The organism is Gluconobacter japonicus (genome assembly GCF_002723975.1).
Taxonomy (GTDB): Bacteria; Pseudomonadota; Alphaproteobacteria; order Acetobacterales; family Acetobacteraceae; genus Gluconobacter; species Gluconobacter japonicus.
The window spans coordinates 98,173-113,356 of record NZ_BEWO01000003.1; the positions used below are offsets into that span (position 1 = coordinate 98,173).

13 protein-coding genes are annotated in these 15,184 nt (G+C 57.0%); 6 read left to right on the forward strand and 7 right to left on the reverse strand.

All coding sequences use genetic code 11. From position 1 onward, the window contains the following. Window positions 1-13 precede the first annotated feature (13 nt). Window positions 14-1,486: a circularly permuted type 2 ATP-grasp protein gene (locus GJA01_RS02955; protein ID WP_062504777.1), complete on the reverse strand. Its 1,473-nt coding sequence runs from the start codon at window positions 1,484-1,486 to the stop codon at window positions 14-16. A gap of 258 nt (window positions 1,487-1,744) precedes the next feature. Between GJA01_RS02955 and GJA01_RS02960 the strand changes: the two genes are divergently transcribed. Further along, window positions 1,745-2,587, forward strand: coding sequence for a transglutaminase family protein (locus GJA01_RS02960; protein ID WP_062504775.1), 843 nt, complete (start codon window positions 1,745-1,747; stop codon window positions 2,585-2,587). Window positions 2,588-2,625: 38 nt separating this feature from the next. Next, window positions 2,626-3,708: a zinc-binding metallopeptidase family protein gene (locus GJA01_RS02965; protein ID WP_062504773.1), complete on the forward strand. Its 1,083-nt coding sequence runs from the start codon at window positions 2,626-2,628 to the stop codon at window positions 3,706-3,708. Here the strand turns inward: GJA01_RS02965 and GJA01_RS02970 are convergent. After that, complete coding sequence (locus GJA01_RS02970) at window positions 3,705-4,637, reverse strand: LysR family transcriptional regulator (protein ID WP_062504770.1); 933 nt, start codon at window positions 4,635-4,637, stop codon at window positions 3,705-3,707. The two genes, GJA01_RS02965 and GJA01_RS02970, sit on opposite strands and share 4 nt — an antisense overlap. A 105-nt stretch (window positions 4,638-4,742) precedes the next feature. Between GJA01_RS02970 and GJA01_RS02975 the strand changes: the two genes are divergently transcribed. The 3 genes from GJA01_RS02975 to GJA01_RS02985 all read left to right on the forward strand — a co-directional run bounded on the left by GJA01_RS02975 (window position 4,743) and on the right by GJA01_RS02985 (window position 8,967). Further along, the gene (locus GJA01_RS02975; protein WP_062504768.1) at window positions 4,743-5,765 is read left to right on the forward strand and encodes an isocitrate/isopropylmalate dehydrogenase family protein; all 1,023 of its coding nucleotides are present in this window, start codon (window positions 4,743-4,745) and stop codon (window positions 5,763-5,765) included. Window positions 5,766-5,799: 34 nt separating this feature from the next. Further along, window positions 5,800-8,490, forward strand: coding sequence for an aconitate hydratase AcnA (gene acnA, locus GJA01_RS02980; protein WP_062504766.1), 2,691 nt, complete (start codon window positions 5,800-5,802; stop codon window positions 8,488-8,490). Window positions 8,491-8,559: 69 nt separating this feature from the next. Then, window positions 8,560-8,967, forward strand: coding sequence for a GNAT family N-acetyltransferase (locus GJA01_RS02985; RefSeq protein ID WP_062504764.1), 408 nt, complete (start codon window positions 8,560-8,562; stop codon window positions 8,965-8,967). Window positions 8,968-8,971: 4 nt separating this feature from the next. Here the strand turns inward: GJA01_RS02985 and GJA01_RS02990 are convergent, their stop codons facing one another. The 5 genes from GJA01_RS02990 to GJA01_RS03010 all read right to left on the reverse strand — a co-directional run bounded on the left by GJA01_RS02990 (window position 8,972) and on the right by GJA01_RS03010 (window position 14,040). Then, window positions 8,972-9,622: a LysE family translocator gene (locus tag GJA01_RS02990; RefSeq protein ID WP_174694498.1), complete on the reverse strand. Its 651-nt coding sequence runs from the start codon at window positions 9,620-9,622 to the stop codon at window positions 8,972-8,974. Between the two features lie 42 nt (window positions 9,623-9,664). Continuing rightward, entirely contained in the window at window positions 9,665-11,245 is a 1,581-nt protein-coding gene (ahpF, locus tag GJA01_RS02995) for an alkyl hydroperoxide reductase subunit F (RefSeq protein ID WP_062504762.1), read from the reverse strand. A 100-nt stretch (window positions 11,246-11,345) separates the two neighbouring features. Continuing rightward, window positions 11,346-11,909, reverse strand: coding sequence for an alkyl hydroperoxide reductase subunit C (gene ahpC / locus GJA01_RS03000; RefSeq protein ID WP_007281520.1), 564 nt, complete (start codon window positions 11,907-11,909; stop codon window positions 11,346-11,348). A 167-nt stretch (window positions 11,910-12,076) separates the two neighbouring features. Further along, entirely contained in the window at window positions 12,077-13,195 is a 1,119-nt protein-coding gene (gene add, locus GJA01_RS03005; RefSeq protein ID WP_062504760.1) for an adenosine deaminase, read from the reverse strand. 113 nt (window positions 13,196-13,308) lie between these two features. Beyond that, entirely contained in the window at window positions 13,309-14,040 is a 732-nt protein-coding gene (locus GJA01_RS03010) for an SDR family oxidoreductase (RefSeq protein ID WP_062504757.1), read from the reverse strand. Between the two features lie 146 nt (window positions 14,041-14,186). Between GJA01_RS03010 and GJA01_RS03015 the strand changes: the two genes are divergently transcribed. Next, complete coding sequence (locus GJA01_RS03015; protein ID WP_062022709.1) at window positions 14,187-15,119, forward strand: hydrogen peroxide-inducible genes activator; 933 nt, start codon at window positions 14,187-14,189, stop codon at window positions 15,117-15,119. Window positions 15,120-15,184 lie beyond the last annotated feature (65 nt).

A 15,184-nucleotide genomic window follows, 5' to 3' on the forward strand; every position in this document is an offset into this window, starting at 1 on the left:
GGAGAAAGCTGTGTCATACGGACATCACCCATGTATCCTTGGACCCACCGCCCTGAGAAGAATTCACGACCAGAGACCCCTTGCGGAGAGCCACACGGGACAAGCCGCCCGGAAGAACCCAGGTCGATTTTCCAGTCAATGCAAAGGGACGCAGATCAACATGCCGCGCCTCCACACCCGCATCACACAAAGTAGGGGCTACAGACAGGTCAATGACAGGCTGGCTGATGTAATTTGACGGGTTATCAAGCAGACGCTGCCGGAAATCCTCCAGTTCGCTTTCGGTGGCGTGCGGCCCGATCAGCAGACCATATCCCCCGGATTCTCCAACAGGCTTCACGACCAGTTTTTCAAGATTGGCCAATGTAAAAGCCAACCCTTCTGGTTCGGCGCAGATATGCGTCTCTACACTTCCCAGAATAGGCTCTTCATCAAGGTAATATCGGATGATCCGGGGCATATACGCATAGACTGCCTTGTCGTCCGCAACACCTGTCCCCAACGCATTGGCAATCGTTACGTTACCGCGTCGATATGCTTCGACCAGCCCTGGTACGCCAAGAAGACTTTCCGGATTGAATGCCAACGGGTCCAGAAAAGCGTCGTCGATGCGACGATAGATGGAATGGACCGGCCTCAGGCCTGCGACGGTCCGCATGTAAACATGGTGGTTTTCGACCAGAAGATCGCGCCCCTCCACGAGAGGAACACCCATTTCCCGCGCCAGAAACACATGCTCAAAATAAGCAGAGTTATAGATCCCCGGAGACAGCAGAACGACCTGTGGGTTTTCGACTCCTTTGGGTGCCACGTCACACAAAGCCCGGTGCAATCGGAGACCATAGTCCTCAACGGAGCGCAGCGGCATACCGGATGCCAGATCCGGCATCAGCCGCAGCATCATATGACGGTTCTCGATCACATATGACACACCCGACGGGGTTCTCGCATTGTCCTCCAGAACCAGAAAACGCCCGCTCCGATCCCGGATCAGATCCGTCCCGTTGATATGAACATAAACACCTCCCGGAACATCGACGCCGACCATGGCCTGACAATAATTGGCATTTTTCAACACCAGATCAGCGGGAATCAGGCCATCCTGAAGGATCTTCCGGTCATGGTAGATGTCCCACAGAAACATGTTGATCGCTTTGACGCGCTGTTGCACGCCGCGCTCGATAAAGGCCCATTCCTCGGCTGTCAGGACACGGGGAATGACATCGAACGGCAAAACGCGGTCAATGGCTTCCCGGTCCGAATAGACGGTGAACGTAATGCCCAGACGATAGAGCTGGGTTTCAGCATTCGCGGTGCGGTGCCGCAATTCCTTGATGTCAAAATGGGCCAGACGTTCCTGAACCTGCCGGAGAGCTTCTGGAAGGTCTTCTCCACGGTTCATCAGTTCGCAAAAGAATTCAGGCCTGTGATAGGCAGAAAAAATACCGGCTTCCTGGGCCTGGGAGTGCAAGACGTTGGACTTCATCTGTGTGCCCCGCTTCCTTACCCGACGATTGTATGAAGCATACCCGGCCGGATCATTACGATTATTTATTAACCTATCAATTCCGCCCTGTTTGCCAAGCAGGAAAACACGAAGCCGTTCCGTTTTTTCCAGATCATATCAGGAGAGTTGCCGTTCCTGTTCTTCCTGTTACGATAGGAGAAGGATCAGGAACCACGCCCGCATCTTTCCAAGGCAAGAAACAGACACTCATGCGCGGCTTTCAGGAAACATGAGAGAATGAACACGCCCGTGATGATCCGTCATCACACTTCTTACCGCTATGATCGTCCCGTGTTTCTGGGTCCTCAGACGATCCGCCTGCGCCCCCCGGCCAGAGCGTCCAATACGGTTCTGGCTTACGCCCTGAGCGTCGGCCCGGGCGAGAGTCATCTTGTCTGGCAGCAGGATCAGCACGCCAACACCGTTGCCGAAGCCGTTTTCCGGGACAGGATGTCGCATTTCGATATTGAAGTCCGCATGACGGTGGACCTGACCCCTTATGATCCTCTTGCTGCTCTTTCTTCCTCTTTCGAAGAGACGCAACCGTCTTACAGACAGCCTATCGCTGACACGTCCGTTCTCGAAACCTTTCTGGCTGGATCGTTTTCCACATCCGGAGACACGGATCTCGATCGACTGATCTGGCTTAATCGTCGGATTGCAGCGACTCTTCGTTATCAACCCCGCATGGAGCCGGGGATCTGGGCACCCGTAGAAACCCTTTCCCGCCAAACAGGCTCCTGCCGGGACAGCGCCTGGCTTCTCGTCGCCCTTGCACGTCATCTTGGTTTCGCAGCACGCTTCGTCTCTGGATATCTCATCCAGCCTGCCGCGCAGGACAACAACCAAAACGCCCTGACCTGTGACCTGCACGCCTGGGCAGAAATCCTGCTCCCCCACAACGGCTGGCTCGGCTTCGATACGACATCCGGTCTGATTACGGCGCAGAACCATATTCCCCTCGCTGTTTCCGCAACGCCGGAAGACGCTGCGCCAGTTTCGGGGTTGCTGGATCACTGTCAGGCCCGTTTTGACGTTCTGATGGAAGCCGAGCATTTGCATGAAGTGGCAAAGACCTGACATCATGCTTCGGCAAGAGCCGCAAAGGTGCCGAAGCTGTGAAACTTTTCTCGTGTCAGTGTTGTCAGCAGGCTCTGTACTTCGAAAATACGACCTGTGAATCCTGCCATCATCCGGTAGGCTACCTTCCAGGCCTGTCCGTCCTGACGGCTCTTGAACCTATGGGGCACGGTCGATGGCACCCGATGGAGCCACAGGTACGAAACGCAGAACTGGTTTACTGCTCCAACCATGAGCATGACGCCTGCAACTGGCTCACGACCCCGAGCCAGACAGGCCAGCCGCCCATCTGTTTTGCCTGTAGGTTCAATCGGACCATTCCCAATCTGAAAGATCCGAAAAACCTTGAGCGGTGGCGGAAAATCGAAGTCGCCAAGCACCGTCTGTTTTACACGTTGATACGCCTGAAACTTCCGATCCGGAGTTGGCGGGAAGATCCGGATAACGGGCTTGCCTTCGATTTTCTCGACGATGCCCCGGACGGCTCAGCCCCCGTCATGACAGGCCATAATAACGGCCTCATCACCCTCGCCATCCGGGAAGCCGACGATGCAGAGCGCGAGCGCATGCGCGTTGAGATGGGGGAATATTACCGCACCCTTCTCGGGCATTTCCGCCACGAGATCGGCCATTATTACTGGAACGTTCTGGTGCGTGATGCCGGACGCCTGGAAAGCTGCCGCGCCATCTTCGGAGATGACAGTCAGGACTATCAGGAAGCCCTGCAACGCCATTATAACAATCCTCCTCCGGAAGACTGGCGCGAACGCCACGTCAGCAGCTATGCGACATCTCACCCATGGGAAGACTTTGCCGAAACATGGGCCCACTACCTGCACATCGTCTCCACACTGGAAACGGCCTGGGCTTACGGCGTCACGATCCATCCGGGCATCCCAGACCCATCCACCCTGTCGACGGATGGCCCGATGAATGACCCTTATCTGACCGCCACTTTTGACGAGATCATGGATGCGTGGGTTCCGCTGACCTCTGCCGTCAACAGCCTCAACCGATCCATGGGGCTGGCTGATTTTTACCCCTTTGTCCTGACGGTCGGCGTGCGCGAGAAGCTGGCATTCATCCACGCCCTGATCCGGGAAACACAGGCTCTTCGTTAGGACGGAATTTTAGGTGTCCCGAACTGGCGCGTCCGCATCTGGCGCGCCTGATGAATGAAGTACAGCTTGGCACCCGTCATCCTCACGGACCGATAGACAAGATAGACGGGTGCCGTCAGAGCCGTCCGGGATGAAAGGGGAATATAAGCAATCTGCCCCGCGTGATGCTGTTGCATTGAATGGGGCACGACAGAAATACCCAGTCCTCCGGCTACAAGACTGAGCGCCGCCATAAGCTGAGGTCCTTTCTGTCGGATGTTGGGCATGAAACCAGCACCCAGACAGGCATCCACAATCGTCTTGTAGAGGCCGTTGTTATACTGGCTCTGATAGAGAATGAAGTCTTCGTTTTCGAGATCCGCCAGCCTGAGGCCTTCTGCTGGTGGGTTGAGAGCCAGTGGATGCGCCCTGGGAACCGCTACCACCATCGGCTCTTCCAGAATCAGTTCCACCATCACATCCGATACATCCGGGATGGAAGCACGCACAAAGGCCACATCCACAAGATCATCCCTTAACGCGCCGAGAAGCTGGCTGGAATTACCTTCCGTCAGGGTCAGCGTCACATCCGGCCAACTCTCCCTGAAGTGCCCCAATACGGCCGGGAGACTAGGATGACACATGGCCGAATTGGTAAAACCAACAGACAGCTCACCACTTTCGCCACGCACGACCCGACGAACATCCTCAACTGTTTCATCAACCCGGTCGAGAATGTCATACGCTCCCTTGAGCATACTCCGCCCGGCAGCCGTCAGACGCATGCCTTTGGCATGACGCTCAAAAAGTTGAACACCCATCGCTTCTTCACAGGACCGTAACATCCGTGTCAGGGGAGGCTGCTGAATCCCGAGCCGTTCTGCCGCCCGTGTGAGATTCCCTTCCTCGGCGATGGCCACGACGGCGCGGAAATGACGTAACTCAACCATGCGATACCTTTAAGGTATGATGAAACCTGCAACGAAATATTGGACCTAGCAGTTTTCGTCTCTAAAGTCCGCACGCCTTCTAAGCATGGACAGACAGGATACGCCATGACCAACAAGATTCCCGCCACGCTCATCGCCGGTGACGGTATCGGACCTGAGATCATGGCCTCCGTCACGACTGTTCTGGATGCACTCGGCGCGCCCTTCGTCTGGGATCATCAGAATGCAGGAATGGGCGCTCTGGAAAATCAGGGCAGCGCTCTTCCGGATGCGACGCTCGACAGTATTGCCCGCACGGGACTGGTCCTGAAAGGCCCGCTGACAACGCCGGTCGGCAAGGGCTTCCGGTCCATCAATGTGACGCTGCGCCAGCAGTTCGATCTGTACGCCAATGTCCGCCCAACACAGACGATCGTTCCAGGTGGCCGTTACAGCAATGTCGATCTGGTCGTGATCCGCGAGAACGTCGAGGGTCTCTATGCCGCCATGGAACACTACATGCGCGTTGGCGACGATCCGGAAGCCGTGGCCTATGGCGCAGGCTTCAACACACGTGCGGAATGTAATCGTATCGTCAGGTTCGCGTTCGAATACGCTGTGAAGAACGGTCGCAAGAAGGTCACGCTGGTTCACAAGGCCAATATTCTCAAGATCCTCAGCGGTATCTTCCTGCATGAAGGCCGCCGCGTGGCTGCCGAATATGAAGGCCGCATCGAACTTGAAGAACGCATTGTCGATGCCTGCGCGATGGAACTCGTCATCAAGCCGGAAAACTACGATGTTATCGTCACGACCAACCTCTTTGGTGATATCCTCTCCGATCTGACAGCCGGCCTCGTGGGCGGTCTGGGCATGGCTCCGGGAGCCAATATCGGAGAGAAGATGGCGGTGTTCGAAGCCGTCCACGGGTCAGCTCCGGATATTGCTGGCAAAGGCGTTGCCAACCCGCTGGCCCTCATGATGGCTGCCAGCATGATGCTGGCCCATGTGGGACGTCAGGACCTGTCCGCCCGTCTTGATGGCGGCATGAAGCAGATCCTGACGACAGATGGTATCCGCACCCGCGACCTAGGCGGCACCGCGACAACAGAAGATGTTACGCAGGCTCTCCTGCGCGCCATTCACTGAACAGACGACACGACCAGCAGGGAACACAGACATCATGAAACAGGTTGGACGCGATCTTCTGGGCAGCCAGCGCGACCTGTCCGTTAACGGACAGACCTATCGCTATTTCTCCCTTCCCGTGGCTGCGGAGAAGATCGGGGATATTTCCCGCCTTCCCGTCAGCCTCAAGGTTCTGCTTGAAAACGTCCTGCGCTTTACGGACGGCACGAGCTACAAGGTAGAAGACGCACAGGCCATCGCAGACTGGCTGCGCTCTGCCGGCTCGACGCAGGAAGTGCCGTTCAAGCCGTCCCGCATCCTGATGCAGGATTTCACGGGTGTTCCAGCTGTTGTCGATCTGGCCGCCATGCGCGACGGTATCCTGTCCCTCAACGGAGACCCGCGGAAGGTCAATCCGCTCGTTCCCGTGGATCTCGTGATCGACCATTCCGTCATGGTCGATGTCGCAGGCCGTGCGGATGCGCTTCAGCAGAACGTCTCTCTGGAATTCGAGCGAAATGGCGAGCGTTATGCGTTTCTGCGCTGGGGCCAGCAGGCGTTTGACCAGTTCCGCGTCGTGCCGCCGGGTGCGGGCATCTGCCATCAGGTCAATCTGGAATACCTGTCCCAGGTTGTCTGGACCAGCACAATCGACGGCGTCACCTACGCCTATCCGGACACGCTGTATGGCACGGATTCCCACACAACCATGGTCAATGGACTGGGCGTTCTGGGCTGGGGCGTCGGCGGTATTGAAGCTGAAGCCGCAATGCTCGGCCAGCCGATTTCCATGCTCATTCCGGACGTTGTCGGTTTCCGCTTGGACGGCAAACTTCCAGAAGGCACAACGGCCACAGACCTTGTCCTGACCATCACGCAAATGCTCCGCGCCAAGGGCGTTGTTGGGAAATTTGTCGAGTTCTATGGTCCTGCGCTCGACCACCTGCCCGTTGCAGACCGCGCAACCATCGCCAATATGGCCCCGGAATATGGCGCAACCTGCGGCTTCTTCCCTGTCGATGCGCTGGCACTGGATTACCTGCGTCAGACTGGCCGGGATGAACACCGCATTACCCTTGTCGAAGCCTATCTGCGGGCTCAGGGCATGTTCCGCGACATATCCACGCCAGAACCGGTCTTCTCTTCCACGCTGTCGCTGGATCTCAGCATCGTCACGCCCTCTCTTGCTGGCCCGAAGCGTCCACAGGACCGCGTAGAACTGCGCTCTGCCTCCGAGGCTTTTGAGAAGGCTCTGACAGAGACGCTCGGCGTCAAACCGGAAAACACCATCGTCACCGCTCCGGTCGCGGGAACGGATTACGCGCTGGAACATGGCTCGGTCGTCATTGCGGCCATCACGTCCTGCACCAACACGTCCAATCCCGCTGTTCTCGTGGCCGCTGGTCTGGTCGCCCGGAAAGCGCGTGCACTTGGCCTCAAGCCCAAACCCTGGGTCAAAACCTCCCTCGCTCCCGGCTCTCAGGTCGTGACGGATTATCTGGATCGCGCGGGTCTGTCCGCTGACCTTGATGCACTCGGTTTCGAGACCGTAGGCTATGGCTGCACGACCTGCATCGGCAATTCCGGCCCGCTGGACCAGCCGCTGGTTGATGCGATTGAAGGCCACAATCTGGTTGCAACGTCCGTTCTCTCGGGCAATCGCAACTTTGAAGGCCGCATTTCACCGAACGTCCGCGCAAATTACCTCGCCAGCCCTCCGCTTGTGGTGGCTTATGCCCTGCTGGGCACCATGCGTCAGGACATTACGACCGCCGTTCTGGGACATGCACCGGACGGAACACCCGTACATCTGAAGGACATCTGGCCGTCCAATCATGAAGTCGCGGAACTGGTCGGAACGGCCGTCACGCGCGAAGCCTTTGTGGATCGCTACAGCCGCATCACCGAGGGCACGCCGGAATGGCAGGCGCTCGGATCAGCCAGCGAGTCCGCAACCTTCAAATGGCAGCCCGGTTCGACTTATGTGCAGGACCCACCTTACTTCACGGACCTGAAGGCCGATCCCCAGAACCCGACGGATATTTCCGGTGCCCGCGTTCTGGCTCTGCTCGGTGACAACATCACCACGGACCATATCTCCCCGGCTGGCTCCATCGCCGCGTCTTCCCCAGCTGGTGAGTACCTTCAGGAGCATCAGGTTTTGGTCAGGGATTTCAACTCCTATGGCTCCCGCCGAGGCAATGATCGCGTGATGGTGCGAGGCACATTCGCCAACATCCGTATCCGCAACGAGATGGCCCCCGGGACCGAGGGCGGCATGACACGCCATCAGCCCGATGGCACCCTGATGTCCATCTACGATGCCGCGACCCGTTATGCTGAAGAAGGCACACCACTCGTCGTCTTTGGTGGCAAAGAATACGGCATGGGCTCTTCCCGTGACTGGGCCGCCAAGGGCACACGCCTGCTCGGCGTTAAAGCCGTGATTGCAGAAAGTTTTGAGCGTATCCACCGCTCAAACCTCGTCGGCATGGGCGTTCTACCACTGACGTTCGAAGACGGCACAACCCGCAAAACCCTCGGGCTGGATGGTACAGAAACAATCAGCATTTCCGGTATTAGTGACCTGACGCCCCATAAGACGCTGATCATGACCATTACCCGTCAGGATGGCAGCCAGCAGCAGGTTCCCCTGCTCTGCCGTGTCGATACCGTGGACGAGGCGGATTACTACCGCCACGGTGGTATCCTGCCTTATGTTCTGCGCGGCATGGCAGCAGCCTGAGCTTCACCCCTGACGATCTGCTTCGTCCAGATCGTCAGGGGTCTCTCTCGACCAGCAAGATCTTCTCCCATGACCATTCTTTATAATCGAGCCATACCATCTGCCGAAGAATTCGCTCATCTATTGCGAAGGTCAGGTCTAGGGGTGCGTCGACCCGTCGATGACCTCGGGCGCCTGCAGCGTATGCTTGATGGTGCAAACCTAACGATTACTGCACGGGATAGTCAGAGCGGAGAACTCGTTGGAATAGCACGCTCCATTACGGACGGCGCCTATGCCTGCTATCTGTCAGATCTTGCTGTGCATGAAGATTACAAGGGTCATGGCATTGGCAAGAAACTGATCGCGACAACACAGCATCATGCAGGCCCGGAATGTGCCTGCATCCTGATTGCAGCCCCGGGCGCTGTGTCCTTTTATCAGCATATCGGGATGCCTCAGACAGATCGGGCTTTTGTTCTTCCCAGAACAGCCTGACAACTCAGACCCGGCGTGCCAAAGCGAGTTTCAGGCTGAACAGCAGGAAAACACCACCGGTCAGACGGTCCATACGGCGCACTACAACGGGGCTAGATAAAAACCGCCCCAACGGGATGGTCAGCGCGACCAGCAGCCCAAGCCATGCGAAGGAAAGCACCGCCTGAATGGCCGTGAGGAGCAAAGAAAACTCCTGAACATTGACATGTGGCGGAATGAACTGCGGCATGAACGTCATGTAAAACACGCCAACCTTCGGGTTGAGCAAATTGCTCAGAAGCCCCCGACGGAACGCAACCCCGGCTTCAGGACGGTTTGTGGGCTGTTCGGCCGCCGCTTCTTCCTGTTCATGGGCAAGGGAAGAACGAGGATGGAGCAACAGCTTGACGCCCATCCATCCCAGATACAGCGCACCCGCCCATTTGACCGCCGTGAACGCTGTTTCGGAGGCTGCGAGTAATGCAGTCAACCCAAACGCCGCGCCCAAACCCCAGACGGCAAGCCCAAGACAAATTCCCAGAACGGCCGCCAACCCGGCTTTCCAGCCTGCTGTTGTGGCAGTTCGCAGCGTCATGGCCGTGTCGAGACCCGGCGTAATTGTGAAGATTGCTGCGGTGGCAGCGAACGCAAGAAGGGGAAGCAGATAGGGATGCATGGCCAGACCATACACCGGCTTCTTCCGCCCCCCAATCCCCGATCAGGCCAGTTCAACTTCCTTTTCAATAGCCGGCATGCGGATCAGGTAATCAAAGGCCGAAAGAGATGCCTTTGCCCCCTCGCCCATCGCAATCACGATCTGCTTGTAGGGCACTGTCGTCGCATCACCGGCCGCGAAAATACCCGGTACAGATGTCGCACAATGATCGTTGATGACGATTTCGCCATAAGGGCTGAGGTCCAGAGAACCTTTCAGCCAATCTGTGTTGGGTAGCAGTCCGATCTGTACGAACACACCATCCATCTTGATATGATGCAGCCCACCATCCGCATCGCTGTAAGTCAGACCAGTGACTTCCTTGCCATTGCCTTCGATCTTCGTGGTGAGCGCACTCATCAGAACGGTGACGTTCGGCAAGCTCAGCAGCTTATCCTGCAAAACCTTGTCTGCCTTCAGATGCGCCCCACGCTGGAGAAGCGTAACGTGAGATACGATGTTGGCCAGATCAATCGCAGCTTCCACACCGCTATTACCGCCTCCAGTCACGACAACCGGGCGCCCCTTGTAGAACGGACCATCGCAATGCGGGCAATAGGCCACGCCCTTCGTGCGATATTCTTCCTCCCCAGGGACGCCAAGCTGACGCCAGCGCGCGCCTGTCGCCAGAATAATCGTCTTGGACCGCAGGGTCGCTCCGCTTTCCAGAACAATCTCGTGCAATCCACCCGGCTGCTTTGTCGGAACCAGCTTTGCAGCCTTCTGGGACGCAATGATCTGTACATCATACTGGCGCACATGGGCTTCCAGCGCCCCGGCCAACTGCGGACCTTCCGTTTCCTTCACAGAAATGAAGTTCTCGATGCCAGCCGTATCCATGACCTGCCCACCAAAGCGGTCAGCAACCAGCCCTGTCCGCAGGCCTTTACGCGCGGCGTAGATGGCGGCCGACGCACCAGCAGGGCCAGCACCCAGCACGAGCACATCAAATGGTGCCACATCCTTCAGCTTCGCAGCAGCGCGCTCAACGGAAGAGGCATCCAGTTTGGCGAGAATATCCGCGACCTCCATACGGCCAGACGCAAACGGCTCCCCGTTCAGGTACACCTGTGGCACGGAACGAATACCCAGACGCTCAACTTCTTCTGGGAAGTCCGCGCCATCAATCGCCGTGTGATGGATCTTCGGGTTCAGAACGCTCATGGCGTTCAGAGCCTGCACAACATCCGGGCAGTTCTGGCAGGACTGGGAGAAATACGTCTCGAAATGGAAGTCCCCATCCAGCGCCTTGATCTGTTCAACAAGATCGGCCTCGATCTTGGGCGGATGGCCGCTGACCTGAAGCAGGCCCAGAACCAGAGATGTAAACTCATGCCCCATGGGCAGGCCGGCAAACGTCACCTCCTCCACGGAACCGGCACGACGGATCACAAAGGAGGGGCGGCGCGATGCCGTTCCCGCATCGGAAAACGTCACCTTGTCTGACAGGCTGGCAATATCTTCCAGCAATCCGCGCACTTCAGCAGAGCGGTCGTCAGAGCCAAGCGTGGCTTCGAGCAGGACGTCGCTCCGCAGGTACTCCATATAGGCGCGCATCTGGGTTTTCAGGTCGTCCTGAAGCATCGTTTTCTCCAGCGGTTTTGTAAGAAAAAATTCTTGTTAAATCCTGCCTCCCAAAGAGAGGCAGGAGGATGGTGAGGCTGTCATGCCTCACCGGGCACGATCAGATCTTGCCGACGAGGTCGAGGGACGGCTTCAGCGTTGCGCTGCCTTCCTTCCACTTGGCCGGGCAAACTTCACCCGGGTGGCTTGCGACGTACTGCGCAGCCTCGATCTTGGCGAGCAGTTCTGTCGCGGAGCGGCCAACGCCACCAGCCGTGATCTCGATGTACTGAACCTTGCCTTCCGGATCGAGCAGGAACGTACCGCGGTCAGCCAGACCAGCTTCTTCGATCAGAACACCGAAGCTGCGGGAGATCGTGCCTGTCGGGTCGCCGAGCATCGTGTACTTGATCTTGCCGATTGCCGGGGACGTGTCGTGCCAGGCCTTGTGCGTGAAGTGCTTGTCCGTGGAGACAGCGTAGAGTTCAACGCCCAGCTTGTCGAAAGCAGCCTGGTTGTCAGCGAGGTCTTCCAGTTCCGTCGGGCAGACAAACGTGAAGTCGGCCGGATAGAAGAAGAAAACGGACCACTTGCCGCGGACGTCTGCGTCCGTGACGGTCAGGAACTTGCCGTCGCGGAATGCGTCGGTCGAAAACGGTGCCAGCGGCGAATTGATGCGAACCATCAGAAGGTCTCCTGCTTTGTCGCTCGTGTTGTGTTGCGGAACCTATGTCCCACAGAATGAGAGGGACAGGAAACAGTTCCTGTCAATATGATTGATCGGTCAAACCGAATACAGATCAAACCCTCATCACAATTGCCTATCTCATATCAGAGCCGCTGGCCAGACCTTCAAGCCCATTGCCGCTGGAAAACCTCAAGCTTTGCAAGGTAGGTTTTCCGTTGAGCCGAACTGATCCAGGACGCTTCAAAACTGTTGCGCGCCAACGTCAACAAATCCTGCTTGCTAAGGTTTGCATCCCCCTGCGCCACCACAAGGCTTTCTGCGACGTAGTTACCCTTCATGTAAGCCGGATCATCGGACGCTACCGTTACCTTCAGACCACGATCCAGCATCCCGCGGATGATATTGATATTCTCGCCATTTTCCCGCAGCCACCCACAGGCAACAGGGCAGACCGTGAAAGCCGTTCCCCGGCGTTTGGCAATGGCGACAAGATCGGGGCGTTCCAGAATATTGCCGCCGTGATCGATCCGGTCTGCCTGAATGTCTTCCAGAACCTGGCGGATGTGCTCATGCGTATCGAGCTGATTCAGATCGCAGTGCATCGTCAGGTGGAAGCCTTCCTTCCTCGCCCGGGCAAAGACCTCCCGGAACTTGTCCGGCGGATTGTTCTTCTCATCTGAATCCAGCCCAATCCCCACAATATGCTGACGGTACGGAAGCGCACTCTCCAGCGTCTTCATGGCGGATTCAGCACTCAGTTCACGCTCGAAGCAGAGCACAAGCTGAGAGTCGATTTTCAGGTTCTTCCGGGCATCTGTCTGCGCGCGGGTCAGGCCAGCCATGACCGTCGAAAAGGAAATACCACGATCCGTATGCATCTGCGGATCAAAGAACATCTCCGTGTACAGAACATTCTGGGATGCAGCCTTCGTCAGATAGGCATAGGTCAGCTCATAGAAATCCTGCTCCTTGAGCAGAACACTTTTGCCTTCATAGAAAATTTTCAGAAAGCTCTGAAGATCGTGGAAGTTGTAGCTGTCCCTCATTTCTTCCACGGTCTTGTAAGGGAGCGTCACCCCGTTCCGGCGGGCGAACCGGAATTTCATTTCCGGTTCCAGCGTCCCTTCAAGATGCACATGCATTTCGGCTTTCGGCATGGCGTAAATGAACGCCGTCAGATCGTCAGTGCCGGAAGACGGCACTCCCGCTGCTCGGGCGCCAAGTGCGAAAGTCCCCGCAAAAAGCGTTGTATTTGCCAGAAAGGCCCTGCGCCCGAACGTCATCCTGTTTTCCTTCTCATCCTGCCAGCACATTCAGCCTGACTACCTGACAGGATGTTGCGAAGGCGATCTGATAACAAGCCGAGAAAACAGGATGACCCGAATGGATTTTGCGATCAGGCGGTCAGGCCACCATCGACCGGCAGAGACGCGCCGGTGATGTAGGACGCAGCCGGGCTGGCGAGAAGCCCAACAAAATCAGCAATGTCAGCCACCTTCCCGTAAGAGTTCGTGGCTGTAAAGCTCTGGATTAGTGCGGCACCTTCGCCATCGGCCGGATTAAGATCCGTATCGATCGGGCCGGGTTCTACGACATTGCAAGTGATACCCTTTGGTCCCACATCACGCGCAACGCCCTTTGCAAAACCTTCCAGAGCAGCCTTCGTTGCTGCGTACAGGGAAATTCCCGGGAAAGGCGCACGAGCACCGAACGCAGAGCCGATATAAATCAGGCGGCCACCCTGCCCCATGTGCTTCACGGCTTCCATGGTCTCAACCATAACGGCGCGCACATTGAGGTTCAGAACCTTGTCGATCTGCTCAACGCTCATCTGATCAATCGGGCCATACGGATAAATACCGGCATTACAAACCAGAGCATCCAGACGACCAAACGTCTCAACAGCCTTGGCCACAACGGCAATATTCCCTTCAGCCGTTCCACCATGAGCCTTGATGGCCACGGCCTTACGGCCCTTGGCCTCGATCTGGCTGACAACAGCAGCGGCAGCCGCTTCGTTGCTGGCATAGGAAATGGCAACATCATAGCCGTCTGCGGCAAGACGAAGTGCGATTGCGGCACCGATACCACGGGAACCACCGGTCACAAGAGCTGCGCGCTGGGACATGGTTCTTGATCCTTCCTCTGGAAAATGTGTCGAACCTTATACGCCTCGTACTTCGGTGTGTCTTCCACGCACAGATGAACCTTTGAATTTTTTAACAGGTAAAACCGCACTTCCATATTTTTAAGTTCGATCCTATCTATCATTCCATGAGCTATGTTCCCCTTTCCGGCCTGTCCCTGCGAGACATCGAATATGTCGTGGCGGTGGACGACCTCCGCAATTTTTCCCGCGCTGCCGAACGCTGCGGCGTGAGTCAGGCGGGGCTGTCCGAACAGGTCCGGAAGCTCGAGCAGCTTCTTGACGTCACATTGTTCGAACGGTCGCGCCGTCACGTCGCGCCAACCCCCGACGGGGAACGACTCATTGCACTCGGCCGCGACGTTCTGGCAGCCGCACGCAATCTGCTGGAAGCCGCAAGAGCACATACCAGCCCGCTGGATGGTATTTTGCGGCTTGGTGTCATCCCGACGCTCGGGCCGTATTACATTCCGGGCATCCTCCCCCATTTGCGGAACGACTATCCCAACCTGCATCTTCGCCTCACGGAAGGCATGACTGACACGCTTGTTCATGCTCTGCGAAATAACGAACTGGATCTGGCCCTGATGGCGCTCCCTGCCCCTTCGGAAGCACTGGAAACCATTCCACTCTTCGAAGAGGCATTTCTGGGTGTCTTCCCTGCGACCCATGAACTTGCTGGCAAAAACAAAATCTCTCTGAAACAGCTTGGTCGCCCTGACCTTCTGCTCTTGGAGGACGGACACTGCCTGCGCGATCAGGCGCTCTCCATCTGCCCGACCGTTCCCCGTCAACGTGAGCCTCGACTGGCCACCAGCCTCGAAATGCTCTGGCACATGATCGGCGCGGGTGAAGGCTTCTCTCTGATCCCCAGACTGGCGCTCCGAAACAGAATGGATTTCGAGAGCCTCATCACCGTCCGTCCCCTCTCCGAACCCGAGGCCTGCCGGACGATCGGTCTTGTCTGGCGTGCCTCAGACCCACGCGCCTCGACATTCAGGGAACTTGGTAAATTTCTGCGTCAAAATGCGCCGGAAGGGTGCAAAATGTATCCAACTTGAACCACCAGCCCTCCATGACGTTCACACTCCGCACAACAGAACACACTCAGGCCCTTAACTACGAT